The organism is Neopusillimonas maritima (assembly GCF_003576595.1).
Classification (GTDB): domain Bacteria; phylum Pseudomonadota; class Gammaproteobacteria; order Burkholderiales; family Burkholderiaceae_B; genus Neopusillimonas; species Neopusillimonas maritima.
Genome location: NZ_NQOU01000002.1, coordinates 39,728 through 65,199, shown reverse-complemented (window position 1 = coordinate 65,199; position 25,472 = coordinate 39,728). Strand labels below are relative to the sequence as shown.

Sequence of the window (25,472 nt, the reverse complement as noted above, 5' to 3'; positions counted from 1 at the left end):
AGCGTTCTACCGGAAATAGTGGTGCGGAACAAAGGGTAAAGAAACAACCGTAACGGGTAATTTTTTCCCGCGTACTTCTGCCAGTAAAGAGGTCTGTGCCTTGGCTACAGGGGTTTGGACATAAGCCATCGCAATAGGGCGTTCCAGCGAGGGGCTGAACAGGCCCGACGTGACATGGCCGACGGGGTTACCGCTTTCATCGTATAAGGCGGCACCTTCACGTACGGGCACGCGGCCTTGTACTACAAGCCCAACTCGCTTTCGTGTTTCACTCTTGTCAACCAGTTCGCGAAGTATGCGCCTGTGGCCCGGAAAGCCGCCTTCACGCGCTGCGCCAATGCGACGAGCTTTGCCAACAGACCAGTTCAAACCCGCTTCGACAGGGGTGGTATGCGCGTCGATATCATGGCCGTACAAGCATAAGCCGGCCTCTAATCGCAAAGCATCGCGTGCGCCCAATCCGGCCCACGCAACTTCTTTTTGCGCCAATAGTTGTTCGGCGAACTGAGTGGCGGCTGCAATGGGTATGGAAATTTCGAAGCCATCTTCACCGGTATAACCTGAACGGCTTACATAGCATTGCACACCGTTAATTTCCAGTGCACGCGAGGCCATGAAAGTCATTTGCTGTATTTCGGGTTGGAGTCGGGCCAATACGGTGGCGGCCTGCGGCCCTTGAAGCGCCAATAGAACCCGGTCATGAATTTCGTCAACGGCGATATCCTCACCCAGGTTGGCTTTTAAGTGCCCAATGTCGTGTTCACGACGTGCGGCATTCACCACCATGTAAAGATAATCGACATAACGGCTGACCATGCAGTCATCCAGAATGCCGCCCTCAGAGCTGGTGAGCAGCGCGTAACGTTGCTGGTTTAACGGAAGGTCAACGATGTCGGCTGGGGTAAGGTGTTCCAGGGCACGGTCGGCATGCCGGCCATGTAATCGCAGTTGACCCATGTGAGACACATCAAATAAAGCGGCCTGGGTGCGGCAGTGCAGGTGCTCTTGTTTGATACCCGCCGGGTACTGCACCGGCATGTGCCATCCGGCGAATGCCACCATGCGTGCGCCTGCGGCAACATGCAGGTCGTGAAGAGGAAGGTGTTTAACAGCAGGGCTGGAGGAGATGTTTTTCATAAGAGAATAAGTTTCCGATAGTGGAAATATTCTAGTTGTTTTTTTGCCATGCTGTCACCCACAAAACGATTGCATCGTCCTTGCTGGTTGAAATCAATGCATGGCCCATTTCGCAGTCGTAATAAGCGCTGTCGCCCTCCTGAAGCTCAATAGGTTCGTAAAACTCGGTGTACAGCATCACCTTGCCCGACAGGACGTAAAGCAGTTCCTCGCCGTCGTGCCGCACCCAGTCGTTGTAATCATTGAACGACCGAGCGCGAACCGTTGTTTTGTACGGAATCATGCGCTTGGTGGTAAGTTGGGTTGCCAGCAACTCATGCTCGTAAGTGGGTGTAGGGTGCAGCTTGCCGTGCCCTTTCAGGGTGATATCGCGTCGCCCGCCCATTTGTCGCGGTTGTTTCGGGCGGGTGAATAGTTGCGGCATATCGATATTCAGCCCGCGTGCCAGTTTCGTAACGGCCATGAAGGTGGGCGAGATTTGTTCGTTTTCAATCTTTGAAAGCGTGGAGCGTGCAAGCCCCGTTAGTTTTGCCGCTTCTTCAAGTGTCAGGTTTTGACTCAGGCGAATTTCGCGCAAACGTTTGCCTAATTGCAATGGTTCAACCACTTCATCGGAACGTGTATGTGTGAGCCTGGATTTCTCATCATCTTTCGGAAGAAAATCAGTTTGATCGGACATCGCATCGGTTCCTAAGCTGTTTGAACAAAAATTTCTTATAGGAAATTTTTTGTTAGTTAGACTAGAATTATTTCTAGCGTATCAATTTTTTCGGGTTTTGACCCGCAATCAAGCGTTTTCGGGGGATTAAATATGAGTGAACTACCGTCGAATTTGAAATATACCGCGTCCCACGAATGGGTTCTTGATAACGGTGATGGCACGGTGACTGTGGGTATCACTGATCACGCTCAGACCCTGTTGGGTGACGTGGTCTATGTAGAGCTGCCTGAAATGGGAAGCCGGGTGGAGCATGGCAAGGAGTTTGCCGTCGTGGAATCGGTGAAAGCCGCTTCGGATCTTTATGCGCCGGTTTCCGGCGAGGTGGTCGCGGTGAATGAGGTTTTGGAAGGGGCGCCCGAAACTGTGAATAACGCACCCTACGGTGAAGGCTGGGTTGTAAAGGTGCGTGTAAGCGATTCCGCAGAGCTGGCATCGTTACTCGACGCACAGGGTTATGCCGCCACGCTGGGCGATTGAGCAGACATTTTTTACGATAATTTCAAGGGAGAGGGGAATGTCGGGTTCGACGCCATTGCACTTTAGCGTTTTGCATCATTTATTGCCGGACAACGACTTTGTGGATCGACATGTTGGTATCAATGAGCACGATCGCGAGGCTATGCCGGCTGCAATGGGTGGGCTGTCGCTGGACGGGCTGATCGAGCAAACCGTGCCCGCCGATATCCGGTTAACCGAGCCGCTTGACCTTGACGACGCTTTGAGTGAACCCGACGCCTTGGGGCTATTACGCAGTTATGCACGACAAAACCGGGTGAATCGCTCGTTTATTGGGATGGGGTATTACAACACCCATGTTCCTCCGGTGATTCTGCGGAATGTATTGGAAAACCCCGGTTGGTATACCGCTTACACACCTTATCAACCTGAAATTTCCCAGGGTCGCCTGGAGGCTTTGCTGAACTTTCAGCAAATGACCATGGATCTAACCGGATTACCCCTGGCCAATGCGTCGCTGCTTGATGAGGCAACGGCCGCCGCAGAGGCAATGGCACTGAGTGGGCGGGCCAGTCGTAAGAAAACGCAAACGTATTTCGTGGCGGTCGATGTTCACCCTCAAACGGTGGATGTTCTGCAAACACGCGCGCGCTATTACGGCTTCGACGTGGTGGTGGATCATGCCGCCAATATTGATCAATACGATGTCTTTGGCGTGTTGTTGCAATATCCCGGTACCTATGGCGACGTGCCTGAGCTGGAACCGTTCATCGCAGCGGCAAAATCACAGCAGGCGCTCGTTTCTGTAGCCAGTGACCTTATGGCTTTGGTTTTGCTGCGCCCCCCCGGTGCCATGGGGGCGGATATTGTGTTTGGTTCGTCTCAGCGGTTTGGCGTGCCCATGGGGTTTGGGGGTCCGCACGCCGCTTTTTTTGCCACAACCGACGCCTTGCGCAGAATGGTGCCTGGGCGTGTGATTGGCGTGTCGGTCGATCAGCGCGGAAAAACGGCCCTGCGTATGGCCATGCAAACGCGGGAGCAACACATTCGGCGTGAGAAGGCCACATCGAATATTTGTACCGCCCAGGCTTTGCTTGCCAATATGGCAAGTTTATATGCGGTTTATCATGGCCCCAAGGGCTTGAAGAAAATTGCCGAGCGCATTCACCGTTTAACGCGTTTGCTGGCGGCAGCCTTGGCACAGAATGGTTTTTCGACGAACGCATCTTATTTTGACACCTTGTGCGTTACGGTTGGCGATCAACAGGCCGGAATCTATCAACGCGCGCTGGATCACGGCATGAATTTGCGCCGGATCGGCGACGGCGGTTTGGGGATTAGCCTGGACGAAACCACGACCCTAAGTGATGTGGCGGATTTGTTATGCGTTTTTACCGGTAAAGCCTGTAACGTGGATTTCAAAGCGCTGGACCAGCAAGTGGCCCGGAATGATGAAGCCGGAATTAAGGCGCAATGGCGTCGTACCGATGCGTTTCTGAGCCACCCGGTGTTCAACCGCTACCATTCTGAAACCGAGATGTTGCGCTATCTGAAGCGCCTTGAAAATAAAGATTATTCTTTGGTGCATGGGATGATCCCATTGGGTTCATGCACCATGAAGTTGAATGCCGTGGCTGAAATGATGCCGGTGAGCTGGCCTGAGTTCGCGCAGATTCATCCCTTTGCGCCCGAAGATCAAACCCGGGGATACCGCTTGCTTTTGGCCGACCTTGAACACCAACTCGCAGAAATCACCGGATACGATGCCGTGTCGCTTCAGCCTAACTCCGGAGCACAAGGCGAATATGCAGGCCTGTTGGCGATTCGTAAATATCATGAATCCATTGGTCAGGGCCATCGTGATGTTTGCCTGATTCCGTCTTCTGCGCATGGGACGAATCCCGCTTCCGCCGCCATGATGGGCATGCGGATTGTCATGGTCGCTTGCGACGACAGTGGCAATGTCGATATTGATGATTTGGCCGCGAAAGCGAAGCAATATGCGAACGACCTGTCTTCATTGATGATTACGTATCCTTCCACGCATGGCGTGTTCGAGGCACGTATTGTAGAAGTATGCGATATCGTGCATCGTCATGGTGGGCAGGTTTATCTGGACGGTGCCAATATGAATGCCCAGGTTGGTCTGAGCAAACCGGGTTTAATCGGTGCCGATGTTTCGCATTTGAATTTGCATAAAACGTTCGCGATTCCTCATGGTGGGGGCGGCCCGGGCATGGGTCCTATTGGCGTGAAAAAGCATGTGGCCCCGTTTCTGCCCAGTCATAAAGTGGTCCCCATCGCTGGGTTGAATATCGAAAATGGGGCGGTATCGGCATCACCTTATGGTTCTGGATGTATTTTGCCGATCAGTTGGATGTACATTCGCTTGCTGGGCCGAAACGGGCTAGTGAAATCAACACAAAACGCAATTTTGGCGGCTAACTATATTGCCGAGAAACTGGCCCCCCATTACCCCGTTCTTTACCGTGGGGTGCAAGGGCGGGTGGCGCACGAATGTATTCTTGATATTCGCCCGCTTAAAGAGAAAACCGGCGTAACTGAAGAGGATATCGCCAAACGTTTGATGGACTATGGCTTTCACGCGCCAACCATGTCTTTTCCGGTTGCAGGTACGCTCATGATTGAGCCGACCGAGTCGGAATCGAAATTGGAGCTTGACCGTTTTATTGAAGCGATGATCGGTATTCGCGCTGAAATCGATGCGGTTGCGTCGGGTCACTATGCGTTGGAACAAAGCCCGCTGCGGTTGGCACCCCACACTGCTGCTGATTTGGTCGATGTGCAATGGGATCGTCCTTATACGCGGGAAACGGCAGTGTTTCCCACTGCATTTACACAAGAAGCCAAGTTCTGGCCGGCTGTTAATCGCGTGGATAACGTGTATGGCGACCGTAACTTTGTGTGCTCTTGCCCCGGCGTGGAGGCGTTTGCCGAAGCACCGTGATTTTCACATAAGCTTTACCAACGCCAGCGATAGCGCGGGGAAGAACACCAATAGCATTAATCGAATAATGTCTGCGCCGATAAAAGGAATGAGGCCCCGGAAAATATCCTTGAACGCAACGTTGGGCAGTGTGGCTTTAATGACAAAGACGTTCATGCCGATAGGGGGGGTAATCAGTGCAATCTCGGTGGCGACCACCACAAGAATGCCGAACCAGACCAAGTCGAATCCGTTGGCCACCACAATAGGAACGAACAAGGGGACGCAAATTAAAATAATGGCCAGTGAGTCCAGCACGCATCCCAAAATCAGAAAAACGGCCAAGATGGCGAAAATGAGCTGATAGGAGGAAAGCCCGGCGTCTTCCACCCAGCCCAACAGACCTTCGCCCAGGCCCGAAAAGGAAATGAGTTTGGCGAACAGCATGGCACCGAATAACACGGTGTAAAGCATGACCGAAACAAACGCTGATTCCAGAAAAATGGCGCGAAAGCTTGCTTTGCTGATACGTTTTTGCCAAATGGCAATAATCAAGGCAAAACCTGCACCCATCCCGGCGGCTTCGGTGGCCGTGAAAATCTTGACATAAATGCCGCCGATAATGAGCATGAACAGCAAGACAAACGGCCAAACGCCCTTAAGTGAGGCGATTTTTTCATGCCGGCTGGTTTTCTCGCCACGCGGCGCGTTACCTGGTCGCAGCAACGCAACAATGTAGACGGCACCCATATACAGCAACAACCCCAGCATGCCCGGGATGACGCCGGCAATGAATAGGTGCCCGATATTGGTTTGCGTGAGAATGCCGTAAATCATCAGGATGATGGAAGGGGGGATGAGAATGCCCAGTGTGCCGCCTGCCGCGATGGTGGCCGCCGACAAGCTATCTGAATAGCCGTATTTCTTCATACTTGGGTAGGCCACTTTCGACATGGTGGCGGCGGTTGCCAGGCTGGAGCCACACACGGCGCTAAAACCGGCACAAGTTACGATGGTCGATAGCGCTAACCCGCCTTTAATGTGGCCGAAGTAGGCGTTGGCGGCGCGAAACAAGTCCGCTGAAATGCCCGAGCGCGATAAAATATTGCCCATAAGAATGAACAACGGGACGACGGCAAGCTCATAGGAAAACACCGCCTCTTCAATTGTCATGGAGGTCATCGTGAGGGCGGTTTGCAAACCCATATCGACCGACAAGGCCGTAATAGAAACCGCGAATAATGAAAATGCCAGGGGGACTCTTAGAAAAGTAAGGAGTAAGACTGCAAAAAGGGCGGCAGAACCGACAATCATGTGTTTTCCTCGGGGGCGTTGAGCGGTGCGCTCGGTGGCAGCAACGCTGCAATGGCGCTGGCGAAGCAACTGAGGCTGATTAAGGCATAGAAGTAGCTGCGGGGAATCAGCAGCTCCTGGCTCACTTCCTTGATTTGGTTGGCATCAATGGTGGCGAAGATAAATTGATATCCAATTAAAGCCAGAATGACGGCGATAAGTAGTGTTGTAAGCCCGCGCCACCAGCGCATGGCGTTGGTCATCACGAAACGGTCGAAAAGGTCAACAACCAGGTGGCCACGGGCCGATGTGAGCAAAGGCAAGCCGGAGAAAACAATGAGTGCCATCAAATGTTCAGTGATGTCGTGCGCGCCGTAGATGGGGGCGCCGAAAAAGCGGCGCCCAATGACGTCGGCAAACGTTAGAAACACCATTGCAAGCAAAGCACCAATCAAAAATCGCTCGATAGCTTTTCGGGTTTTTTGCAGAAAAGAGTGCATGAGGCTTTCCGGGAAAATTTCGGTTGTCGTTTAGGCGCGGGCAAAGAGTGCCCGCGCCCGTGGCGCACCGACCATCTGACAAGGGCTTTAACCGTAACGGCTTTAGTTCTTGTTTTTCAGTTCGTTGTATCGGGAGCGATAAAACTCTACCATCTCCATGGGGTCGTCTACATTGAACGACGCGCCATCAGCAGCCCATTCGGCGACGACCTTTTTGTTCACCTCTTTTATTTTGGCCATTAATTCCGGCGAAGGTGTATTGAACTCGTGATCCTGCGCTTTCAGTTCTTTGAGTGCCATTGCGGTTTGACGGTCGTATTCGCTGCCCCAAAGGCGGGAAAAATGTTCTCCCGACACACTCATAATGGCTTTTTTATCGGCTTCAGAAAGCTTGTTCCATGTGCCTTCATTCATGGCCAGGAAGAAGGTGGCGTCGTAGAAGCCGCCGGGCACAAGGGTGTGGTGTTTCAGCATATCGGCTGCGCGGAAGTTGATGACAGACTCAATGGGGTTTAACGAGCCGTCAACCACGCCATTTTCCACCAATTCGTACACTTGTGGCGCGGGCGCGGCAATGGGTACAGCACCCATTTCCTCTAGCAAGCGTTTTTGAATGGGTCCGCCCATCCGAATTTTCTGGTTGGCGAGATCTTCCGGGGTGATAATATTTTTTGTGCCATGGTGAATTGCACCGCCGCCGAACATGCCGGTTCCCAGCAGTTTCACGCCCTGGAAAGTAGGCGTGTCTTTTAGGTACTTTTGGTAGGTGTCCCACAAGGCAACCGATTGCGCTTCGGAATTGTCACCATTGAATGGAAATTCGGCAAACCATATGGCTTTGAACCGGTCGGGTTCATAGGTGAAGTTACCCCATGTAATGTCGGCAATGCCTTTGCGTGCCAGTTCCCAATGTTGGGGTGGACTGCCAACGGGTTTGGGCAGCATGCGAATCTTGACGCGGCCTTCTGTAGCTTGCTCTACGTTTTTCGCCCACACTTGGAGAATATCGCTGGTAACGAAGTGCGTGGGTGGCACCCAGTTGGAAAGCGTAAGGGTTGTGGCTTGTACGCCTGCCGCACAGGTAACCAAGGCTGCGGCAGTTAGCAATTTGAGGGATTTAAAGGTTTGTCTCATTGTCGTTATTCCTCTGTTGGTGAAATGAATGAAAGGCGTGATCCTCTTTTGGCCGGGGATTCAGTTGCCTTTGTTGAAAAGAACAGTTGGACCAGATTGAGCCAATAGGCGGCCCCATAAGGCAAGCAATCATCGTTGAAGTCATAGTGCGGGTTGTGCACACTGCACGGCCCCAGCCGTTTTCCATGTTCGTGACCGTTGTCGCCGTTGCCGATAATCAGATAGCCTCCAGGCACTTTTTGCAGCATGTACGCAAAATCCTCACTGGCCGCCAGTGGGGAAGCCTGAGTCTCAACGCGCTCATTGCCAAACGTCTGTTTGGCAGCACGCTCCATCAGTTGCGAGAACGTGGGGTCATTGACCAGCACGGGATAACCCAGTTCGTACTCTGTATTTACGGTGCAGTCGTATGCCTTGGCCTGATGCAGCGCCATGCTTTCGATTCGCTCGCGCAGTTTTTCGCGAACGTCGGGTTGCAGCGCTCTGACACTGAGTTCCAGCTCGGCCTGGTCGGGAATAATGTTGTAGCTTGCCCCTGCGGCAACCCGCCCTACGCTAATCACACCCGATTCAAAGGGGCTAAGGTTACGGCTGATAATGGTTTGCAGCCCCATTAACGTTGCGGCCATAGGAAGAGTGGGGTCTTGTGATAGTTCCGGCATCGCGCCATGCCCGCCTTTGCCCTGAAAACGCACCCGCACCTTGTCAGACGAGCACATGAAAGGACCAGGGCGGAAAAAGCTATGACCCACCGGTGTACCGGGGAAATTATGCAGCGCAAAAATGGCATCGCAAGGGAAATGGTCGAACAAACCTTCCTCTATCATGCGTTGTGCGCCGCCGCCGCCGCCAATTTCTTCGGCGGGTTGAAAAATTATGTGCAGAATGCCGTTGCCCGGTAGTTGTCCAGCGGCGTTCATTTTGGCCAGTGCTTTGGCGGCTCCCATCATAATGGCAGTGTGGCCGTCATGGCCGCAAGCATGCATTTTGCCGCTTACCCGACTTTGCCATGGTAAACCGGTTGCTTCCTGAATAGGCAGGGCATCCATCTCGGCCCGTAAGCCCAGCTTCGGCCCTTCGCCTGTGCCAATAACCAGTTTCCCAACCACACCTGTGCCGGCCAAACCAGTGTGAACGTCATAGCCCCACTCAGTCAGCGAACGTGACACTAAAGCGCTGGTGCGCTCTTCTTCGAATCCAAGTTCCGGAAATTGGTGCATGGCGTGGCGCCATTCTTTCATTGATTGCAGATCCAGTTCTGGATGTGCCATTGTCTCTCCTTGTCTCTTTTTTTTATTCTTGCCGGAGTAGGTGATAATTAAAAGACTATATTTTTGGCAAGGTGAACACTTTTTGATGTCATCTTGGCTTTAGCTGAAATAGACTCACCTTTTTAGGCTTGGAAAATGAAATATCAGCACGTAAAAGCGTTTGTGCAAGTAGCCGACAGCGGCTCAATTCGTGCAGCCGCCCGCTCCTTGCGTATCAGCCAAAGTGCGCTGACACGCGCAATGAAAGAACTGGAAGAAGATATGGGGGCCGAGCTGCTCAATCGCAGTTATCGGGGTGTTTCGTTCACCGATGCGGGGAAGGCTTTGTTGGGTCGGGCGCGTATGATTCTGTCTACGATGGAGCGTGCCCGTAACGAGGTTCAGCAAATCAGCGGCGGCGCCGGCGCACGGGTTTCCATTGGTATTACACCGGTGGTGGCCATTACCATTTTTCCGAATGTCTATCGGCAATTTGTGGCGGCGTTCCCCGAGGCGGTCATGACTTTGAAAGAAGGTTTCATGACCGAAATTATTCCGGGCCTGCTGGAAGGGGCGCTGGACTTTGGCGTTGCGATCGCCTCCCGGGATGAATTGCCGCCGGAAATTGTGTTTATTCCTTTGTGTCCAACGCCGTTGTTAATTGCCGGCCGTAAAGGGCATCCGTTAACTCAGGCACAAGACTGGGGCGCGGTGTCTAAAGCAAGGTGGATCTTGAATTTAACCAACGGGAGTACCGGCCACCATTTGTTGCATTGGCTGGATCGAGTCGGCTTGCCGCAACCACAACAGATTGTTCAATGCACTTCTCCCGCCCTCATGATTGAAATGATGCGCCGCACTGACTTGGTGGGGTTCGGGCCTGATCGTTTGTTTACCGATCCTTTGTTCAGCTGTGGTGTGGAAACTTTCGCGGTAGAGCCGAAACCGCCGAATGCGACCCTGGGTTTGTTCCGGGTTCGCGGTGTACCGCTAACGCCTGTGGCACAAAAACTGGAAACCTGGATTAAGCGGGCTATTAGTAACGATAATCGCGCCGCTGCAAAGGCGGGGTAAGTTTCAGCCTCCCGAGCGTCTCAACGTTTCCGATGGAAGTTCGCCAAATTGTTGCTGGTAGCTGGCGGAAAACTGTCCCAGGTGCGTGAACCCCCAACTTAATGCGACGTGGGTGACCGCAGTATCCGATTTGGGGTGCAATAGGTCGTGGCGTACCTGCTCCAATCGAACCTGCTTTAGAAAACGCATGGGTGACGCATTCCGATACTTGCGGAAACCAGCGAACAAAGTGCGGATGCTGACCCCTACCTGGTCGGCAATGTCACCTGCCGTCAACGGCAGGTGGGCGTGGTGTTTAATGTAATCTTCTGCCCGCTTTATAAATCCCGGTGTTACGTGGCCTGTGTCGAAGTGGATGGGTTGATTATGCTGCAAACTACCCAGCAATGACACCATCAGTACTTCTTCAAAGTGCGCAGCAATAAGGGGTTGATCGAACAGGTCGCCTTCGGAAGCTTCATATAACTGCCAGTCGAGCAAGCGTTTCAGCGACTGCAAAGAAGGGTGTTGCAGATGAATGGCCGGATTGAAGTGCAGTGCGCCGTGCGCCAGGTGCCCGTAATATTGCGCGCATTGTTGTTCGAATGCACTACGCTCCACCCGAATAAACAGTTTTTCGGCATTGCGCTCATGGCGCATGCGGAATTCCAGGTCGGGACTGATAATGGTGCCCACACGGGTGTCGGAAAGAATTGCGTGCCGGTTGTACTGAACGGCCTCTTGCCCTGCAACTGGAATTTGAATGAGGTAAAAGTCGTCCAGTTTACCGGGTTCAATATCTACCGTTGCACCGTAAAGCATGCGCCCATAACTTACGCGCTTACCCCGGCGAAAGTGAATTTGTGTGTTTAGCGACTGCGACTTCCCGACAATTTTCAGGTCGTGGTCGCAAAAAATGCGGCTAACCTGATGCCGCACTTCCTCGGCGTCGTGTGAGGTGAATTTTGGGAATCGGCTAAACAGATGGCGATGCATTTGCGAGTTGGGTGCCGCTTGCATACGCAGTTCCTCAAAATAGAGTGGCCGGACCCTTCAGTTTTGAATGAATGAACCGTAGTGGCCGTGCCAATAAGTAAGAGGCTGTGGCCCGGCGTGCACATTGATAAGCGTGACTTTGCCCGCAATCAAGGCATGTTCACGGTGCATCCAGACCTTCTCAACATCGCAGGCGAAGCCAACCAAGGCCCGTCGGGATAACCAGACACCGTCGGGTGTTTGATACCAGTCGTCGTCGGCGTAACGGTCGGCGCCTTTGCGCCCGCCTTTTCCCGAGAAATGCTCAGCCACAACCTGTTGGTCTTGTTGTAGCACATTAATACCGAATTTTCCCGATTTTTCAATGACCGGCCACGACGAGGACGACCTGTTAACCGAAATGAACAGCTCGGGCGGATCCATGGAAATGGACACCACCGACGTGGCCGTGAGACCGGTTCGGTTTTCGCCGTGGGCGGCGGTAATAACGGAAACGCCGCCCGCCAGCTGACGCATGGCGGTGCGGAATTCCTGATTTAGCGCATTATTGCTGTCACTCATACAAATTTCCTGCGGATACCGCGTGATTCAAGGATAGGCAATACATTATCGCGGAAATAGGGAAATTCTTCTGCATAATCAAAGAATGAAAGGGTTGTGCCACTGAAACCGGCTTCATGCAATTGTGTAATGCCGTCGGCCACTTGTTTGGGCGTCCCTACTAAGGGGAACCCGCCATGGCCGGCCGCGAACCGTTCGCGGATCAGTTGCAAAAGGTCATGTGGGAATGATTGCGCGTGAGCAAATTGCAGACGAATCAGGTTGTCGGTGGCTTCCCAGTCGGCATTGTCTTGCAGCGATTGCCACACTTTTTGTGCTTCGGCCTCGGTGGGGCGGCAAATGACATGAGCAAATGTCAGTACGCCCACTTTACGACTCTCTTGTTCCAGCGCCTGTTGCTTCAGTTCTGACACTTCCTGTTTTGAGCGTGCAAGGTCGATGGCCGGTGTAAACAGGAAGTCGGCGTTATGGGCGGCAAATTCGCGGCCTAATCCGGAACCAGCCGCGTTGTAGATGGGCGGCATGGTTTGTGGTTTGGGGTTGCCATAGGTGTGCTTGAGCTTGAAGTAGGTACCGTCCCAGTCGAAAGGACCGTCGTGTGTCCAGAGCTTTTTAACAATATCGAACCATTCCTGCGCGTAGCCGTAACGGGTTTCATGGTCGTCGGGCAACGTTAGACCCAGTGCTTCATATTCCGGTTTATTCCAGCCCGCCACGATATTCAGCCCCACACGCTCATCGCTCATTTGTGCCATGGTGGCGATTTGTTTGGCGACCACCACGGGGTGATTCGCCGCCGTGTGAATAGTGGCAAAGACAGTGAGCTGTTTTGTGTTGGCCAGCAGCGCGGTAGCCCAGGTAACTGTTTCAAGCACGTAACCATGAAAGTCGGTTTCGCCGCCGTAACCGATCCAACGTGCAATGGGCAGCATGAAGTCGATGCCTGCTGCATCCAGCAACTTGCCTATTTTCAGGTTGCTTTCCCAGTCGGCCTTCCAGCGGTCGGGCAGTTTTGAAACTGTCATCCCGCCAGAGCAGTTGGTGGAAAAAGTACCCAACAGAAAGTGGTCCCTTTTAAGGAATTGATTGGTTTGCATGGTGTCTCCGAAGCAATTTGAATTGTTGTGATGATTGAAGGCTTGGTAGCGTGCGCTTAACCAGCCGACGTTCTTCGAACAATAGAGTGTGGCGTGTCGTGGCGGCTATCGGATTTATGCATCAAATATCTGGAAAGTGCAGAAATTTTGTCGGCAAACAACTGGTCGTGCTTATAGTTGCCGCCAAGTGTTATTCAGCGTTCGCTATACACTGTAGCCCCTTAAGCTTCTTGGCAGAGTTGCGTTATGGCCCTTCGTGCCACTATTTATAAAGCCGACCTTCACATTGCCGACAACGATCGCGCCTATTACGCCAGCCATTCCGTTACGGTTGCGCGGCATCCGTCGGAAACCGATGAGCGCATGATGGTGCGTTTGTTGGCTTTTGCTTTGTATGTCGACGACTCGGAAAGTCTGGTCTTCACCAAAGGCCTGTCGGAAACGGATGAGCCCGACTTGTGGCGTTTGGATCTAACCGGTGCGATTACGCAATGGATCGAAACCGGGTTGCCCGATGAGCGGCGGATTCTGAAAGCCTGTGGACGTGCCAACGAGGTGGTGGTGATTGCCTACGGGCGCAACGCGCAGCTATGGTGGGACGGCGTAAAAAGTAAATTGAGCCGCGCGCAGAACCTACAGGTTTTTTGCGTCGATGTTGAAGGCACTCAGGCGTTGGCGGCATTGGCCGCCCGAAAAATGGTTTTGAATATTAATACTACTGATGCCACTGCGTGGGTGTCGTCGGAGCAGGGCGAGGCCAGTGTGATGGTTTCGCGGTTGGCATAACCCTTGACAGAATGTATTGGTGTGGCAATAGTGGCTGCTTAAAGCCGATATTCAGCCGTTTGTAAAAATCAAGGAGGTAGTTGTGTCACGAAAACTCATTAACCCACCTGAATTACATCCCGCACCTGGATTTAGCCATATTACGGTAGCTGAACCGGGTCGCGTCGCCTACATTGCCGGCCAGGTTGCGCTGGCGCCCGATTTTTCCATTGTGGGTGGCGACGATTTAGGCGCCCAGACACAAGCAGCCATGCGCAATATAGAAGTAACGCTGAAGGCCGTGGGCGCGAGCTGGAGCGATGTAGTGCGCCGAACCATCTATACGCTGCACCCCACAGAATATGAAGTGATCACCCAAGCCATTGAAGCGGTTCAGGGCAACCAGGAGCACCCTGCCCAAACAATTATTGGCGTAACGGGTTTGGCTGTGCCGGGGCTGCTGATTGAGATAGAGGTAACGGTTAGGTTGCCGGAGTAAGTGAGGTGACTAAGGGGTAGTACCTATTGTTCTACAAATAGAATGTTATGAAAATGGATCAAGTTATTGCGCTATAACGATCTCATTTTTTGTATTTGCTTCCCCGCATATTGGACATCGCGTTTATAGGGCAGGAAGCAGGGCCTTCTGTTTATAAGGAACAATGATGAAAGCTTTACGATATTTCGTTGCAGCATTAGGTAGCCTACTTGTTTCTGGCGCAATGGCAAGCGAAGTAGTTGCGCTCAAGTTTCCGCATGATCTTCCAGAAAATACGATTAAAGCCAGGACAATTAAATTGTTTGCGGAGAAGGTGGACGAATACAGCAACGGTACGTTGCGTATTGATGTGTATCCGGGCGCGCAGTTGGTTTCTTCTAAAGATGAAATTCGTGCCGCAATTCGTGGTCAAGTCGATATTGTTGCTCCCTTAACTTCCTATTACGTGCCTTTGGATGATCGTTGGGAGATTTTCAATCAGCCCGGTTTGTTCAATTCTTTTGAGCACAGCATCAAAGTGTTCGAGGGCGAGATTGGTCAAACACTGCTGAAAGATCTTGATCAATTCAAAGTGCGCGGTATTGGCTTGTGGAATGATGGTCCGGGTTACATCTATACCAGCGGTGAGCCAGTGGTAAAACCTGAAGATATGGCCGGTCGTAAAGTTCGTGTAACGCCTTCGGCCCCTCTTGAGGAAGGTGTGCGTGTTGTAGGTGCCTCCCCTGTCTCCATTCAAGCCCCCGATGTTTATTTGGCCTTGCAGCAGGGTTTGGTGAACGGTGCCATTACGACTGTCACCCTGGCTGCATCGGCGCGCTGGTACGAAGTTCTAACGGGCATGACCCGTGTATTGCAGCAGCATGGTGGCTATGCCGTTGTGATCAATCAGGCACGCTGGGACAAATTGAGTGAGGACCATCGCAATGCGTTGATGAAAGCCATGGCCGACGCACAAAAATGGAATCACGACGTCTCGGTCTCGAACTCGGCCGCTGCCGAGAAAACCCTGGTGGATAACGGTGTTGTGATTCAAGAGGTTGATGGCCAGGTGCTGGCGCAATGGCGGGATAAATACAAAAGCGTTTATGAAAGTCAAAGTGAGCCGGTACGCAAACTCATTGCCGAGATTCAAAGCGCTGCGGGCCAGTAAGACGACAAGACAGGAGGCCAGCCCACCATGCGTAATATGCTAAGCACGGTCGGTCGTGCGTGGGATCGTCTTGAAATATTCATTGGCGGGCTGTTCCTGACGCTGTCGGTATTTATTATTGTTCTGCAAATATTCCTGCGATCAGTCTTTGGATTTTCAATCATAGGCGGTGATGAAATTGCCGCCTATGCCATTATTTGGAGCATTCTTTTTACCGCTGCGTTAGCAGTCAAGTCTAATCAACATGTGCGGATCGATGTGATTTTCACCGTGCTTCCCAAAACTGCCGGTCGGATTCTAGACATGCTGGGCACGTTGTTGTCCCTTTTCTTTGCTTTGTATCTTACCTATTCCGGTTGGGAGTTGGTCATGGAAAGCCATATGCTGGGTGAAGTGTCCATGACGATGCTGCGCATGCCAATGTGGATACCCCAGGTCATTTTGCCTTTAGGTGGTGCGCTTTTATCGCTACGGTTGATTCAGCGATTTGTTTCTCTCTTGACGGGTGCCGCTGATCCGCAATCAGAGCAGGCCGAATCTTCAGCAACATGACTGTGGTAGGAACTGACCCATGTTTTCATTTTTGACGACATTTGCTGTTGGCCTGGCAAGTGGAATGCCGATTGCGTTCGCATTAGGCTTGTGCGGTCTTGTGTATTTGCTCGTACAAGACGCCATGCCTGCGACACTGGCCTCGCAACTCTTTAGCGCGTTGAGCACACCCAGCTTGTTGGCTATCCCCTTTTTTATTCTGGCAGCCGAGGTGATGAGCCGCACGGGTGCCACCAACCGATTGATTCATTTCATTGACGTCTTGATACGCCATACACGCGGTGGCTTGCCCGTGGTGGCTGTTTTTGCGACCGTCATGTTTTCGTCGATCAGTGGCAGTTCGGTTGCCACTGCTGCCGCGGTGGGCACGATTCTGATCCCGGAAATGGTTAAACGTGGATACGACCGGACGTTCTCGGTTGGTCTCATTGCCAGTGCGGGTGGACTGGGTATATTGTTGCCCCCGTCGGTGCCACTGGTGATTTATGGCATCGTGACCGAAACGTCAATTGCCAGGTTGTTTACCGCGGGCGCGATCGTGGGCATTATTCTGACCGCGCTTTTAACGGTTGTTGCGTATGGATATAGCCGGGCTTCCGGCGTGCCGCCTCAGCCAAAGGCAAGTTCGCGTGAACGGCTCGCGGCTTTTAAATCGGCATTTGGTGTGCTGATGTCTCCCGTGATTGTTCTGGGCGGGATTTATTCCGGTTACTTTACGCCCATGGAGGCTGCTGCAATTAGCTCTGTATATGCCATATTTCTGGCATTGTGTTACGGCGTTTCCGTTAAAGGCCTGCTTCCGATCCTCACCAGTTCCGCCAAAATGTCCAGCATCATCATGATGATTCTGGCGGGGGCTCAGTTATTTGGGTATGCCATTACAAGCGAGCGCATACCCCATGTCTTATTCGACGGCATCATGGCGATGAACTTAAGCAGTACCGAGTTCCTCGTTGGTGTCATGTTGCTGTTCTTCCTGATTGGCATGGCGTTGGAAGTCATTTCCGTTATTTTGATTACGATGCCTATTCTCATGCCGATGATTATGGGGTTTGATATTGACCCTGTTTTTTTTGGCATGCTGCTGATTCTGAATATGGAAATTGCGGTTATTACACCCCCCATCGGGCTGAATCTGTTTGCGATCAGCGCCATCAGTAAAGTGCCCGTCATGCGCGTTTTCAAAGGATGCCTGCCCTTTGTCCTGCTGCTGTTCTTAATGTTGGTATTCATGACGTTTGTACCGCAAGTACAAGACATGTTCAGATTATTGTGAACGAACTCTCTGGCTTGATGCCGGGGCGAATTGCTTAACGATAGGTGCCTGCTTGTGCTTCAGACAGCAAAAAGCCCCTGAAACTTTTGTGCCGTTAGGCATAAAACTACCGGTAATTAAAGCATAAAGCTGCCGATCGTCCAGTAAAAAATCTACCCTAGATTACAGACGGTTTTCATTGCCGTGCACAATGTCGATTTAGGCTTGCTGGCAAATCATTGTCACAACCACCTTTTTCGATGATGATGACGCTTCGCAGGGGATTTGTGAGATCACTCATCTCGATGGTGCGCATGCACTAGCGTGTCGATATCTATTGCTGGGGCTTAACATGCTTGAAAGCCGCATCCCTTGCTTCTTGAATTTTTTGGATTATGGCCTTTCGTACCTGATTCTTGCTTCCTTCTTCCAAGCGGGGGATTCGTTCAATACTGAAATCGAACATAGTTCCGGAGTAATTGTCGTCTCTTGACGTTTTTCCAGAGAAGGCGAACTCAACACCGCAATCGCCAGCATTTGCGCCGAACTTGAAAGCATATGTAGCCGTCATTTTCACCAAATAGTAGTACTGGTAGTAAGTTTTCTCCTGAAGAAGAAAGACTTTTCCAAGATCGCTTCCTTTTATCTGTATTTTATTGACATGCCCGTCCATCCACTCAATCCGTTGCTCTTTCGGCAGTGCTCCGGCCTCCTGATCTCGAATGATCTCGAAATTATCAATTTCCTTGAAAGTGAAATCGGAAGTGTTAATAGATGTCAATTGCAGGAAGAAGCGGATACGTTCACTGTTTGTGAAGTCATCAAAAACAATAGACTCCGGTTTTTCACTCGTAGTTATGCCCTTTGATTTGTAAAATTTGCCAATGGCACCGATCACCGCATCATTTAGTTTACTGGTGTCTTTTGATGTTCTGGTTTTACTGGCTTCAATTTCCAAGCCATCTCCAGATTGTCTGAGGTGAATTTCGCCAGGGTAAACAATCTCCTGCTCTATAAAGTCCGCGCTAAAATCCAGCATCCGTACAGAGTATGTGATCTGTATATTTCCATTAGGATCGACGGATATGGCGGGCTCAGAGGCAAATTCTCGGCCACCCTCCAACTCGATGCCTCCGACTACTGAATCGAAGTTATTCAACAGTTCTGTTTTCCAGTCAACCTCTGCGGAGCTTAGCTTCAGCTTATCGGATGAATACTTTTTACCCGATTCTCGAATAAATGACTTTCCAATTAGGCGCTTAAATTCGTTGGGAGTAAGCAGGCAGGCGCTTAATAGCGGCACAGTATCAGACTTATCGGTACTGCCAATAAATATTCCTTTTTCCTTGAGCGTCTCATTTATCTCGCCACTGCTGATGTGGTCACTATTGAGCAATACTCTCAAACGGTCCCCCCATAACATGGCCCGTTCGTAATCAAATTGTTTCGCAGGGGTTGTCTTGGTCGGAGTGCTCATAATCAATACTCCAGAAGATCAAGAATGGATTCCTTGTAGCAGAATACTTTGATGTTTGCTTTCCTATCCTGGTATGCCATAAGAACTGCATCCTTTGTCTGTTTGTCCTCTGCGGGATGGTAGCTTTCCAAGCCGATAAAAATATCCTGCACCCATCCATCCGCAAAGTCAAAAGCAAGGCTGCAAAGCTTCTTCATCGACTCCTCCGAAAAGGATTGCTTGGCGTACAGGCAGAGAGAAGGTTTTTCCCCTAGCGTGAATCGGATAGGAATGAGGTCAGATGCCATGAGTTCGATAGGCAACAAATCCCCATAGCGTTCATCGGCATTTGCAATAACATTTCCCAGTTTGGGGTAGTAAAAGTGGTATTTCTCCCCTTGCTTGCTTGCTCTGAAATGGCTGATGGCCTCCTTAATGAAAGATGCACGGGCCATGTCGACAAGATAGAGTGGGCAGTTCGATGCCAAATCCAGCTGGATACGACTCAAGGCGGGCTTAATATCTCTATTTTGGGTTTCCCGATCGCCATGCAACCATACGAGTAAACCAACATGTTTCTTCTGTTTGCGCCCTTGGAAGGTTTGTATTGCCTGTTTAATTTCGCCGCTGACCTTTGAACAGGATACGATCCCATCAAGCTCTGATAAATGGCCTTTGAAGGCTGTCTTAACCCCCTGGTCACCTTTTGGGTAGCCTTTCTTGACGTTCTTCGAAGATACATAAACTATATCTGTGCGGTTCTCATGGAGTGGGTTGTTGTAAATAAAAACGAAGTCATTGCCGTGAGTCTTCTTGTCATGCGATTTGCTATTGCAAGGAACACTGACACCCTTCAGGGGGCTGCTCCAGCCAATTAGCTTCAAGAGTTCTTCCGTGATTTTTTCCCCATTCTCTCCGGAAGTTTTCGATGATTCACCCACTGTTCTTCTCCAGCGTTACGCTTACCTGTACAGATTTGCCATCTATTTTGAAATCCACGTCGCTCAATGACAGGCTGTCAGGGACCATCAGGCTAATGTTGTGGCCCAGGTTGATGCGATTAAATATTCTCTTCAGTTTGGTCTGAAGGCTTCTTGCAGATACGCTAATTTCTCCGGTGCCAATCAACCCTTTGCGTTCAACAAGCCTCTCCAGTTCTGTGTGCCATACATCAGGAGAAACATATCGTTCCGACACCTCTCTGATTTCTTCACCAAGTACCTCGTTTCTATCTGAGCATAAGGCAACGACTTCGCGACAAAAATCCTGTCGCGCCATAGGGCTTTCAATGTTTTCCCGAACTTTATCTATCAGCCCGGCGGCGACGGCGGACTTAGTGCTTTCATTGGGAATCTGTTTTGCCTTCAGGAAATCATCAATCCAATATTTTGTCCGACTACTGAGTCGATCAATGGCATAGATAACATCGGAGCCATCAACAATCAAAACGCCCTTGTCGATCAGGTCGGGATTGATGCCGCTGTAAACTTCGAGCTCCTGTATTTGTCCGTGCGTACGAGCGGACAAATACTGCTGTTTTGATTCTGACTTATAGATGCCGACTGCAGATTGGTAAGCACCATCCACTTTCAATTTTTCAAAAAGGATAACGAAGAGATCGCCAGCTGCAATGTTTGGGTGATGGGCCGAAGCATATAAATGGGAGGCCAGATTATGTGACAATTCCACGAAGGACATTTTTTTGGTGAAAAAGCCCGACACGTGATGTGCCACGTCGTTTAGAGCCATGTCGCTCTCATGACTCAACACATATTGGTTCTTGTCGCTGACGATGCCGCGCAGATAACCGCCGAGAATGACGTTAGAGATACGATCTGTTATCGCGAAGCAATGCTCCGCCAGAACCAGAGGCTCCTCCCGCAATCGGTTCCCGACCTGATGCAGGATGACCGCTTGGACAACCGATTCCCCAATCTCCATTAATCTATCCTTTTGTTCCAACGCACATAGTGCGACCGTCTACTCCAAGCCTGCTTCAAGTGCAGGGGGTTGTTGTAGTTCGACGTAATCTTGCCATCAGGGAGTAGACTCAAAAGCATCGATGGACTGCACAACGGGGAAAGGCAATCATGGCTGCCTTTTGGGATAGAGGCCATGTGGCAAGTCTTCCGCAATCATGTCAGCTCCAGATGGCGACCAACTCGGCAATTTTGGTTGCGACCACCGCCATTGCGTCGTCCGACGTGTCCAGACCGCTTCGCGAAGCGAGCATGGGGCTAACATCGCGAAGCGCTGTGTACGTCGTTCCGTGTACGATGGGCACGAGCCGGTTACTCTGCAGGAGGGTCGAAAGCTCTTTGTCGGCGACTCCCTCTTTCGGGAGGCGTTCTAGCAATGCAGGGGTCACTAGGACGAGCCCAATTTTCGAGGCCGCCAAACCCTTGTCGATGGCTCGCATCATCGGCACGCCAAGGCCAAGGTCCTTTTCACTGAACCAAACCTTGACACCAACTGCCTGGAGCAAGTCGTACAATTCCTTGGCGGCTCCCTGCCGATCATCCCAAGCATGGCATAGGAAGCAATCCCTAAGGTCTAGCTTCGCCCCCGCTTCTTTTTCAACAGCCTCGCGAACCGGTGTTAGGGATGCTACCTGAGCAGGGGTGTACGTGACGGATGAACCGGCAGGCGACCATCGCGGCCTTGAAGTACCGCCTCCGCTTGATCTGCCACTGCGGCTGAAGCTGCTTCTGCCTCCAGACGAGTATGGTGAGCTGTAGCTGCTGCGGTAACCGCCATAGCGGGAACTGCATGCAGGGCAGGCCGCTCGCGCTGCTGCGGAACTGTGCCCCCGAACTGGTGCCGTGCATCTTGCCATTGCTGTGCTCCTCTCTTCTTGTCACTATGCCGATAGTAACAGAATGTGTCTTTTTTGGCAGGACTCCCCAGTTTGGAGCCGTTGCCTTCGCTCGGCGCATTCGACTTCTCAGGAAGAAATAAAATGAAGTAGTCAGGACGTATGCTGGAGCGCTTCTACGATCGAGAGCACATATCCGTAGCTGAGCCGGAATGTTCGTTGCACGAGGTTCATTGTTATCCAGCCCCGCTTAATCGCGAGTTCTTGGGCTCGCTCATAGTAGTTAATCTCAAAATCTGAGGTTTTGTATGCCCAGCGGATCCTCTTGTGGAAATTGTTGTTGGGTAAACTCCATGAATGTTGGGTCACGGTACAGTCGGCAGCGGCGTTGGTCACCCAAGCGCTCAGTGTCCAGATCTGTAACCACGAGGCCATCGGCAATTGGCTTTGAACAAAAAATCTGCGCTGAAGCTATACGGAGGGCTGGTCAAGTCCGCCAGGAACAGCATGCCCTCCTTTTGTAGCGGTAAGGATAACGCTCGGCGAGTTTGACTAGCCTGTCGTCGGATTTCAGCCGAGCACTACAGATCGCGACGTAATAAGTACAACAACATGCGCGCGTTGCACGCGCAATAAGTATTAGCCTAGGCGCGATCAGAGGACTCAAGGTAATGGGGGTTTCTATTTACGAGACTGAGGGGTACGGGTACGGATAGGCCTGCCGACATGATATTTGAAGTTTCAGGGTGTAAGACCCGGGCTTGGCAGGTGTGTTGCCAAATTCCTTGAAATTGTCCAAACTTAAGTGAATATGACAAATATGCGCGGGCAGGGATTGATTGATGAATCGAATTACAAAGCTCCGGAGTTGTAGAGGGCATGGTGACATTGGCTGCTCTACGGGGTGTTGTGGAGTATGACCGCTATTACGAGTGCTCTTCAAAGCAACGCTAATCCGCAGCAGCTACAAGCCATTCTTGCCACTGAAGGCCCGGTTCTCATCATCGCGGGTCCGGGCTCGGGGAAGACTTTCACCCTGGTCGAGCGCATCGTATATCTCATCACGCAAAAAGGCGTTGTGCCCGAATCGCTGTTCGTCGTTACTTTCACCGATAAAGCCGCGCGTGAGCTGACTACACGCATCTCCAATCGGCTGGCCGATCTCGACATTCAGTTCAACCTGAACGAGATGTATTTGGGTACTTTCCATTCTATCTGCCTGCGACTGCTGGAAGATTTTCGGGAGTTCACTCGCCTCAAACGTAGCTTCACACTGTTTGATCAGTTTGATCAGCAGTATTTTTTGTACCAACGTATCAAGGAATTCCGCGCACTGCCTGATGCGCAGCTTGTCATGGGCGAAGACCAGTCGGGGCGCTGGAAACAGTCAGAGAATCTGCTTAAGTGGCTCAATAAGGTCGGGGAAGAGGCGCTTGATATCGCAGCGTTGACGCTAGCTCCTGAGCCCGAAATTCGCGCGCTCGCCGCCTGTTTCGTTAAGTATCAGGAGCTCCTGCTGGAGCACAACTCTCTTGACTTTTCCGGTATCCAGTACGAGGCGTTGCAGCTGCTGCAGAGGCATCCGGAAGCTCTGGCTCAATTGCGTGAGAGGCTTACCTACCTGATGGTAGATGAGTACCAAGACACCAATACTATTCAGGAGCGTATTCTTTTACTGTTGTCGGGCGAGCGCCGCAATCTATGTGTGGTGGGTGACGACGATCAGGGCTTATACCGTTTTCGCGGTGCCACTATCCGCAACATTCTGGAATTTCCCGGGCTGTTCGCCGAAGGTCAGTGCAAACAGGTCAAGCTCACGGTCAACTACCGCTCGCATCCGGACATTATTCGCTTCTACAACGAGTGGATGAAGGAACAGACCTGGGAGGATGGGGCGCGCACCTTCCGTTTTGCCAAGCAGATTGTGCCTCGCGAGGATGATTTCCCCGAAGTGCCCGCTGTGCTTCGCCTTTCTGCAGCTGACAGTCAGGAAGAAGCGGTTAATTGGCATGCCGAAGTGCTGGCCTTTCTCAACGGCCTGAAGGAATCGGGGCAGTTATCTGACTGGAACCAAGCGGCCTTTCTGTTCCGTTCGGTCAAGAATGAGAGGGTCGTGTCGCTGGCGCGCTTCCTGGAAGCCGAGGGTGTGCCTGTGTTCTCGCCACGCTCGAACATGTTTTTCGAGCGCGAGGAGGTCCGCCTGATGATAGGCGCCTTGATCTTCCTATTCCCGCAGTTTCCCCAAGTACGAGAGTGGGCTGCAGGCGTAACGCTACCCATCTGGGATTACTACGATCACCAGTGCTTCAAGACGTTCGCCGACGAGCTGCGCAAGCCTGAAAACAAACCTCTATTGGATTGGGCACGGCCGCTGGCCAAGCGTCACGCCGTGCTGGCGCAGAATACTGATTACGCCTTCTCAGGCCTGTTTTATCAATTACTTCAGTTCCCACTGTTTTCGCGATTCCTGTCGGAAGATGCAGTGCTGGGCCTAGACAAAGGCCGGGCGGCGCGAAACTTGGGCACCTTTTCTAAGCTGCTTACTAAGTTCGAGTATCTGCACTTCGTCAGTGTTTTGAATCCGCAATGGTTGGAAAAAAACATCCGCGATCTGTTTCATCAGTTTCTGCGCTTTCTAGTTGAAGGCGGTATCGGCGAATACGAGGATGAGGCTGAATATGCGCCCAAGGGCTGTGTGTCCTTTCTCACCATTCACCAGTCCAAGGGGTTGGAGTTCCCGGTAGTGGTGTGTGGTTCGCTCGAAGCAGTGCCGCGTAAGCAGCACAGTGCACTGGATGCGTCGCTGGAAGAGGGGGGCTACCTTTCTAAGTCAGCCTTCGAGCCGTTGGAGCACATTAAGAATTTTGACTTCTGGCGACTGTTTTACACCGCCTTCTCGCGTGCGCAGAATTTGTTGGTATTGGCCGCACAGGAGCGTCGGGGAAAAGGTCTTGGTAAGTCACCATCGAAATATTTCGAGCGGATGTTCTACGAGCAGCCCAGTTGGCGTGATGCTGACTTTTCAGCACTGAGTTTCGAGGCGGTCAAGCAGATCAGCCTCAAGAGGGAGTATTCCTTTACCTCGCACATTACGGTGTTTGAGAACTGCGCAGAGCAGTACCGTTTCTTTAAGGAATTGGAGTTCGCTCCTATACGCGAAAGCCCGATGCTGTTCGGTACCTTGGTGCACCAGACCATCGAGGATATCCACAAGACCGTGCTGCGCGGCGAGGAAAGAACCTTGAATCGAGATGCCATCGAAAGCTGGTTCTCGGCCAACTATGCCATGCTGTCGAAGAAGGAACGTGTCTATCTCGCGCCGTCGTCGCAACAGGCGGCGTTGGGGCACGCGCTGCGTTACTACGAGCGCGAAAACGGAAACTGGGATCGTATAAAAGAAGCCGAAGTTGAGATTTCACTCATCAAGGATCAGTACATCCTACGGGGTAATGTCGACTTGATTCGGGGCGAACAGGGCACGGTTGAGATCATCGATTTCAAATCGGAAAAGAAGCCCGACATGGAGAAAGACCGCGACCGCCTTCGCCAGTATCAGCACCAACTGGAGGTATATGCGCATTTGGTGGAAGAACGCACCGGCCAAAAGGTCAGTCGGATGCACCTATACTACACCGGCGAAGATGCGGGTAATCCGTATGTATCCTTTAGTAAAGATGATCGCGCAATTGACAAAACCATTGCGCGTTTTGATGACATCGTGTCGCGTATTGAGCGGCAGGACTATCAGATTACGTCGCGCCCGGCCAAGTTATGCCTGAGCTGTGATATACGGCCCTATTGCGATAGTAAAAATTGGAAGTTTAGAGAGTAGATG

General features: G+C 51.7%; 22 protein-coding genes. 9 read left to right on the top strand and 13 right to left on the bottom strand.

Annotation, left to right across the window (positions count from 1 at the left end; genetic code table 11):
- Positions 1-6: 6 nt before the first annotated feature.
- The gene (gcvT, locus tag CJO09_RS05290) at positions 7-1,137 is read right to left on the bottom strand and encodes a glycine cleavage system aminomethyltransferase GcvT (RefSeq protein WP_119441437.1); all 1,131 of its coding nucleotides are present in this window, start codon (positions 1,135-1,137) and stop codon (positions 7-9) included.
- Positions 1,138-1,168: 31 nt separating this feature from the next.
- Positions 1,169-1,816 carry a helix-turn-helix domain-containing protein gene (locus tag CJO09_RS05285; protein ID WP_119441436.1) on the bottom strand — a complete coding sequence of 216 codons (648 nt, stop codon included), beginning with the start codon at positions 1,814-1,816 and terminating at the stop codon, positions 1,169-1,171.
- Positions 1,817-1,948: 132 nt separating this feature from the next.
- On the opposite strand from CJO09_RS05285, the gene gcvH reads away from it, so the two are divergent.
- Complete coding sequence (gcvH, locus tag CJO09_RS05280) at positions 1,949-2,335, top strand: glycine cleavage system protein GcvH (RefSeq protein ID WP_119441435.1); 387 nt, start codon at positions 1,949-1,951, stop codon at positions 2,333-2,335.
- A 37-nt stretch (positions 2,336-2,372) separates the two neighbouring features.
- The gene (gene gcvP / locus CJO09_RS05275) at positions 2,373-5,282 is read left to right on the top strand and encodes an aminomethyl-transferring glycine dehydrogenase (protein ID WP_119441434.1); all 2,910 of its coding nucleotides are present in this window, start codon (positions 2,373-2,375) and stop codon (positions 5,280-5,282) included.
- A 3-nt stretch (positions 5,283-5,285) separates the two neighbouring features.
- Here the strand turns inward: gcvP and CJO09_RS05270 are convergent, their stop codons facing one another.
- From CJO09_RS05270 to CJO09_RS05255, 4 genes are all read right to left on the bottom strand, one after another.
- The gene (locus CJO09_RS05270; RefSeq protein WP_119441433.1) at positions 5,286-6,575 is read right to left on the bottom strand and encodes a TRAP transporter large permease; all 1,290 of its coding nucleotides are present in this window, start codon (positions 6,573-6,575) and stop codon (positions 5,286-5,288) included.
- Positions 6,572-7,054: a TRAP transporter small permease gene (locus CJO09_RS05265; RefSeq protein ID WP_119441432.1), complete on the bottom strand. Its 483-nt coding sequence runs from the start codon at positions 7,052-7,054 to the stop codon at positions 6,572-6,574. Before CJO09_RS05265 ends, CJO09_RS05270 begins: the two co-directional genes overlap by 4 nt.
- 102 nt (positions 7,055-7,156) lie before the next feature.
- A complete protein-coding gene (locus CJO09_RS05260; RefSeq protein ID WP_119441431.1) occupies positions 7,157-8,188 on the bottom strand; it encodes a TRAP transporter substrate-binding protein in 1,032 nt (343 codons plus the stop codon).
- 5 nt (positions 8,189-8,193) lie between these two features.
- Entirely contained in the window at positions 8,194-9,459 is a 1,266-nt protein-coding gene (locus CJO09_RS05255; RefSeq protein WP_119441430.1) for a M20 aminoacylase family protein, read from the bottom strand.
- 135 nt (positions 9,460-9,594) lie between these two features.
- Between CJO09_RS05255 and CJO09_RS05250 the strand changes: the two genes are divergently transcribed.
- Entirely contained in the window at positions 9,595-10,512 is a 918-nt protein-coding gene (locus CJO09_RS05250; protein ID WP_119441429.1) for a LysR family transcriptional regulator, read from the top strand.
- A gap of 3 nt (positions 10,513-10,515) precedes the next feature.
- Here CJO09_RS05250 and CJO09_RS05245 read toward each other — a convergent pair whose 3' ends face one another.
- The 3 genes from CJO09_RS05245 to CJO09_RS05235 are packed head-to-tail and all read right to left on the bottom strand — an operon-like array spanning position 10,516 to position 13,145.
- Positions 10,516-11,511 carry an AraC family transcriptional regulator gene (locus CJO09_RS05245; RefSeq protein WP_119441428.1) on the bottom strand — a complete coding sequence of 332 codons (996 nt, stop codon included), beginning with the start codon at positions 11,509-11,511 and terminating at the stop codon, positions 10,516-10,518.
- Positions 11,512-11,544: 33 nt separating this feature from the next.
- Positions 11,545-12,048 carry a flavin reductase family protein gene (locus tag CJO09_RS05240; RefSeq protein WP_119441427.1) on the bottom strand — a complete coding sequence of 168 codons (504 nt, stop codon included), beginning with the start codon at positions 12,046-12,048 and terminating at the stop codon, positions 11,545-11,547.
- Positions 12,045-13,145, bottom strand: coding sequence for an LLM class flavin-dependent oxidoreductase (locus CJO09_RS05235; RefSeq protein ID WP_119441426.1), 1,101 nt, complete (start codon positions 13,143-13,145; stop codon positions 12,045-12,047). The genes CJO09_RS05240 and CJO09_RS05235 overlap by 4 nt, the downstream gene beginning before the upstream one ends.
- A 246-nt stretch (positions 13,146-13,391) precedes the next feature.
- Here CJO09_RS05235 and CJO09_RS05230 point away from each other — a divergent pair, with 246 nt between their 5' ends.
- The 5 genes from CJO09_RS05230 (at position 13,392) to CJO09_RS05210 (ending at position 17,387) form a co-directional block, all read left to right on the top strand.
- Complete coding sequence (locus CJO09_RS05230; protein WP_119441425.1) at positions 13,392-13,931, top strand: YaeQ family protein; 540 nt, start codon at positions 13,392-13,394, stop codon at positions 13,929-13,931.
- An 82-nt stretch (positions 13,932-14,013) separates the two neighbouring features.
- Positions 14,014-14,409: a RidA family protein gene (locus CJO09_RS05225; RefSeq protein WP_119441424.1), complete on the top strand. Its 396-nt coding sequence runs from the start codon at positions 14,014-14,016 to the stop codon at positions 14,407-14,409.
- Between the two features lie 166 nt (positions 14,410-14,575).
- Complete coding sequence (locus CJO09_RS05220) at positions 14,576-15,559, top strand: TRAP transporter substrate-binding protein (protein ID WP_218961030.1); 984 nt, start codon at positions 14,576-14,578, stop codon at positions 15,557-15,559.
- A 27-nt stretch (positions 15,560-15,586) separates the two neighbouring features.
- On the top strand, positions 15,587-16,111 hold the full coding sequence (locus CJO09_RS05215; protein ID WP_119441422.1) for a TRAP transporter small permease: 525 nt from the start codon (positions 15,587-15,589) through the stop codon (positions 16,109-16,111).
- Between the two features lie 19 nt (positions 16,112-16,130).
- A complete protein-coding gene (locus CJO09_RS05210) occupies positions 16,131-17,387 on the top strand; it encodes a TRAP transporter large permease (RefSeq protein ID WP_119441421.1) in 1,257 nt (418 codons plus the stop codon).
- A gap of 313 nt (positions 17,388-17,700) precedes the next feature.
- Here CJO09_RS05210 and gapS4b read toward each other — a convergent pair whose 3' ends face one another.
- The 4 genes from gapS4b to CJO09_RS05190 all read right to left on the bottom strand — a co-directional run bounded on the left by gapS4b (position 17,701) and on the right by CJO09_RS05190 (position 21,658).
- Positions 17,701-18,843: a GapS4b family protein gene (gene gapS4b / locus CJO09_RS05205; protein ID WP_119441420.1), complete on the bottom strand. Its 1,143-nt coding sequence runs from the start codon at positions 18,841-18,843 to the stop codon at positions 17,701-17,703.
- Positions 18,844-18,845: 2 nt separating this feature from the next.
- Positions 18,846-19,763, bottom strand: a complete 918-nt coding sequence (gene gapS4a / locus CJO09_RS05200) for a GapS4a family protein (protein WP_119441419.1) — start codon at positions 19,761-19,763, stop codon at positions 18,846-18,848.
- Positions 19,756-20,763, bottom strand: coding sequence for a nucleoid-associated protein (locus CJO09_RS05195; RefSeq protein ID WP_119441418.1), 1,008 nt, complete (start codon positions 20,761-20,763; stop codon positions 19,756-19,758). The genes gapS4a and CJO09_RS05195 overlap by 8 nt, the downstream gene beginning before the upstream one ends.
- A gap of 199 nt (positions 20,764-20,962) precedes the next feature.
- Positions 20,963-21,658 carry a toll/interleukin-1 receptor domain-containing protein gene (locus tag CJO09_RS05190; RefSeq protein ID WP_119441417.1) on the bottom strand — a complete coding sequence of 232 codons (696 nt, stop codon included), beginning with the start codon at positions 21,656-21,658 and terminating at the stop codon, positions 20,963-20,965.
- 895 nt (positions 21,659-22,553) lie between these two features.
- Here CJO09_RS05190 and CJO09_RS05180 point away from each other — a divergent pair.
- Entirely contained in the window at positions 22,554-25,469 is a 2,916-nt protein-coding gene (locus CJO09_RS05180) for an ATP-dependent helicase (RefSeq protein ID WP_119441415.1), read from the top strand.
- The last annotated feature ends 3 nt before the right edge of the window (positions 25,470-25,472 follow it).

Coding starts and splice junctions, on each gene's coding strand:
- gcvT (WP_119441437.1), bottom strand. CDS start 1,137: ATGAAAAACATCTCCTCCAGCCCTGCTGTTAAACACCTTCCTCTTCAC.
- CJO09_RS05250 (WP_119441429.1), top strand. CDS start 9,595: ATGAAATATCAGCACGTAAAAGCGTTTGTGCAAGTAGCCGACAGCGGC.
- CJO09_RS05235 (WP_119441426.1), bottom strand. CDS start 13,145: ATGCAAACCAATCAATTCCTTAAAAGGGACCACTTTCTGTTGGGTACT.
- CJO09_RS05240 (WP_119441427.1), bottom strand. CDS start 12,048: ATGAGTGACAGCAATAATGCGCTAAATCAGGAATTCCGCACCGCCATG.
- CJO09_RS05180 (WP_119441415.1), top strand. CDS start 22,554: ATGACCGCTATTACGAGTGCTCTTCAAAGCAACGCTAATCCGCAGCAG.
- CJO09_RS05210 (WP_119441421.1), top strand. CDS start 16,131: ATGTTTTCATTTTTGACGACATTTGCTGTTGGCCTGGCAAGTGGAATG.
- CJO09_RS05285 (WP_119441436.1), bottom strand. CDS start 1,816: ATGTCCGATCAAACTGATTTTCTTCCGAAAGATGATGAGAAATCCAGG.
- CJO09_RS05255 (WP_119441430.1), bottom strand. CDS start 9,459: ATGGCACATCCAGAACTGGATCTGCAATCAATGAAAGAATGGCGCCAC.
- gcvP (WP_119441434.1), top strand. CDS start 2,373: ATGTCGGGTTCGACGCCATTGCACTTTAGCGTTTTGCATCATTTATTG.
- CJO09_RS05215 (WP_119441422.1), top strand. CDS start 15,587: ATGCGTAATATGCTAAGCACGGTCGGTCGTGCGTGGGATCGTCTTGAA.
- CJO09_RS05260 (WP_119441431.1), bottom strand. CDS start 8,188: ATGAGACAAACCTTTAAATCCCTCAAATTGCTAACTGCCGCAGCCTTG.
- CJO09_RS05245 (WP_119441428.1), bottom strand. CDS start 11,511: ATGCAAGCGGCACCCAACTCGCAAATGCATCGCCATCTGTTTAGCCGA.
- CJO09_RS05190 (WP_119441417.1), bottom strand. CDS start 21,658: ATGGCAAGATGCACGGCACCAGTTCGGGGGCACAGTTCCGCAGCAGCG.
- gapS4b (WP_119441420.1), bottom strand. CDS start 18,843: ATGAGCACTCCGACCAAGACAACCCCTGCGAAACAATTTGATTACGAA.
- CJO09_RS05230 (WP_119441425.1), top strand. CDS start 13,392: ATGGCCCTTCGTGCCACTATTTATAAAGCCGACCTTCACATTGCCGAC.
- CJO09_RS05220 (WP_218961030.1), top strand. CDS start 14,576: ATGAAAGCTTTACGATATTTCGTTGCAGCATTAGGTAGCCTACTTGTT.
- CJO09_RS05195 (WP_119441418.1), bottom strand. CDS start 20,763: ATGGAGATTGGGGAATCGGTTGTCCAAGCGGTCATCCTGCATCAGGTC.
- CJO09_RS05265 (WP_119441432.1), bottom strand. CDS start 7,054: ATGCACTCTTTTCTGCAAAAAACCCGAAAAGCTATCGAGCGATTTTTG.
- gcvH (WP_119441435.1), top strand. CDS start 1,949: ATGAGTGAACTACCGTCGAATTTGAAATATACCGCGTCCCACGAATGG.
- CJO09_RS05270 (WP_119441433.1), bottom strand. CDS start 6,575: ATGATTGTCGGTTCTGCCGCCCTTTTTGCAGTCTTACTCCTTACTTTT.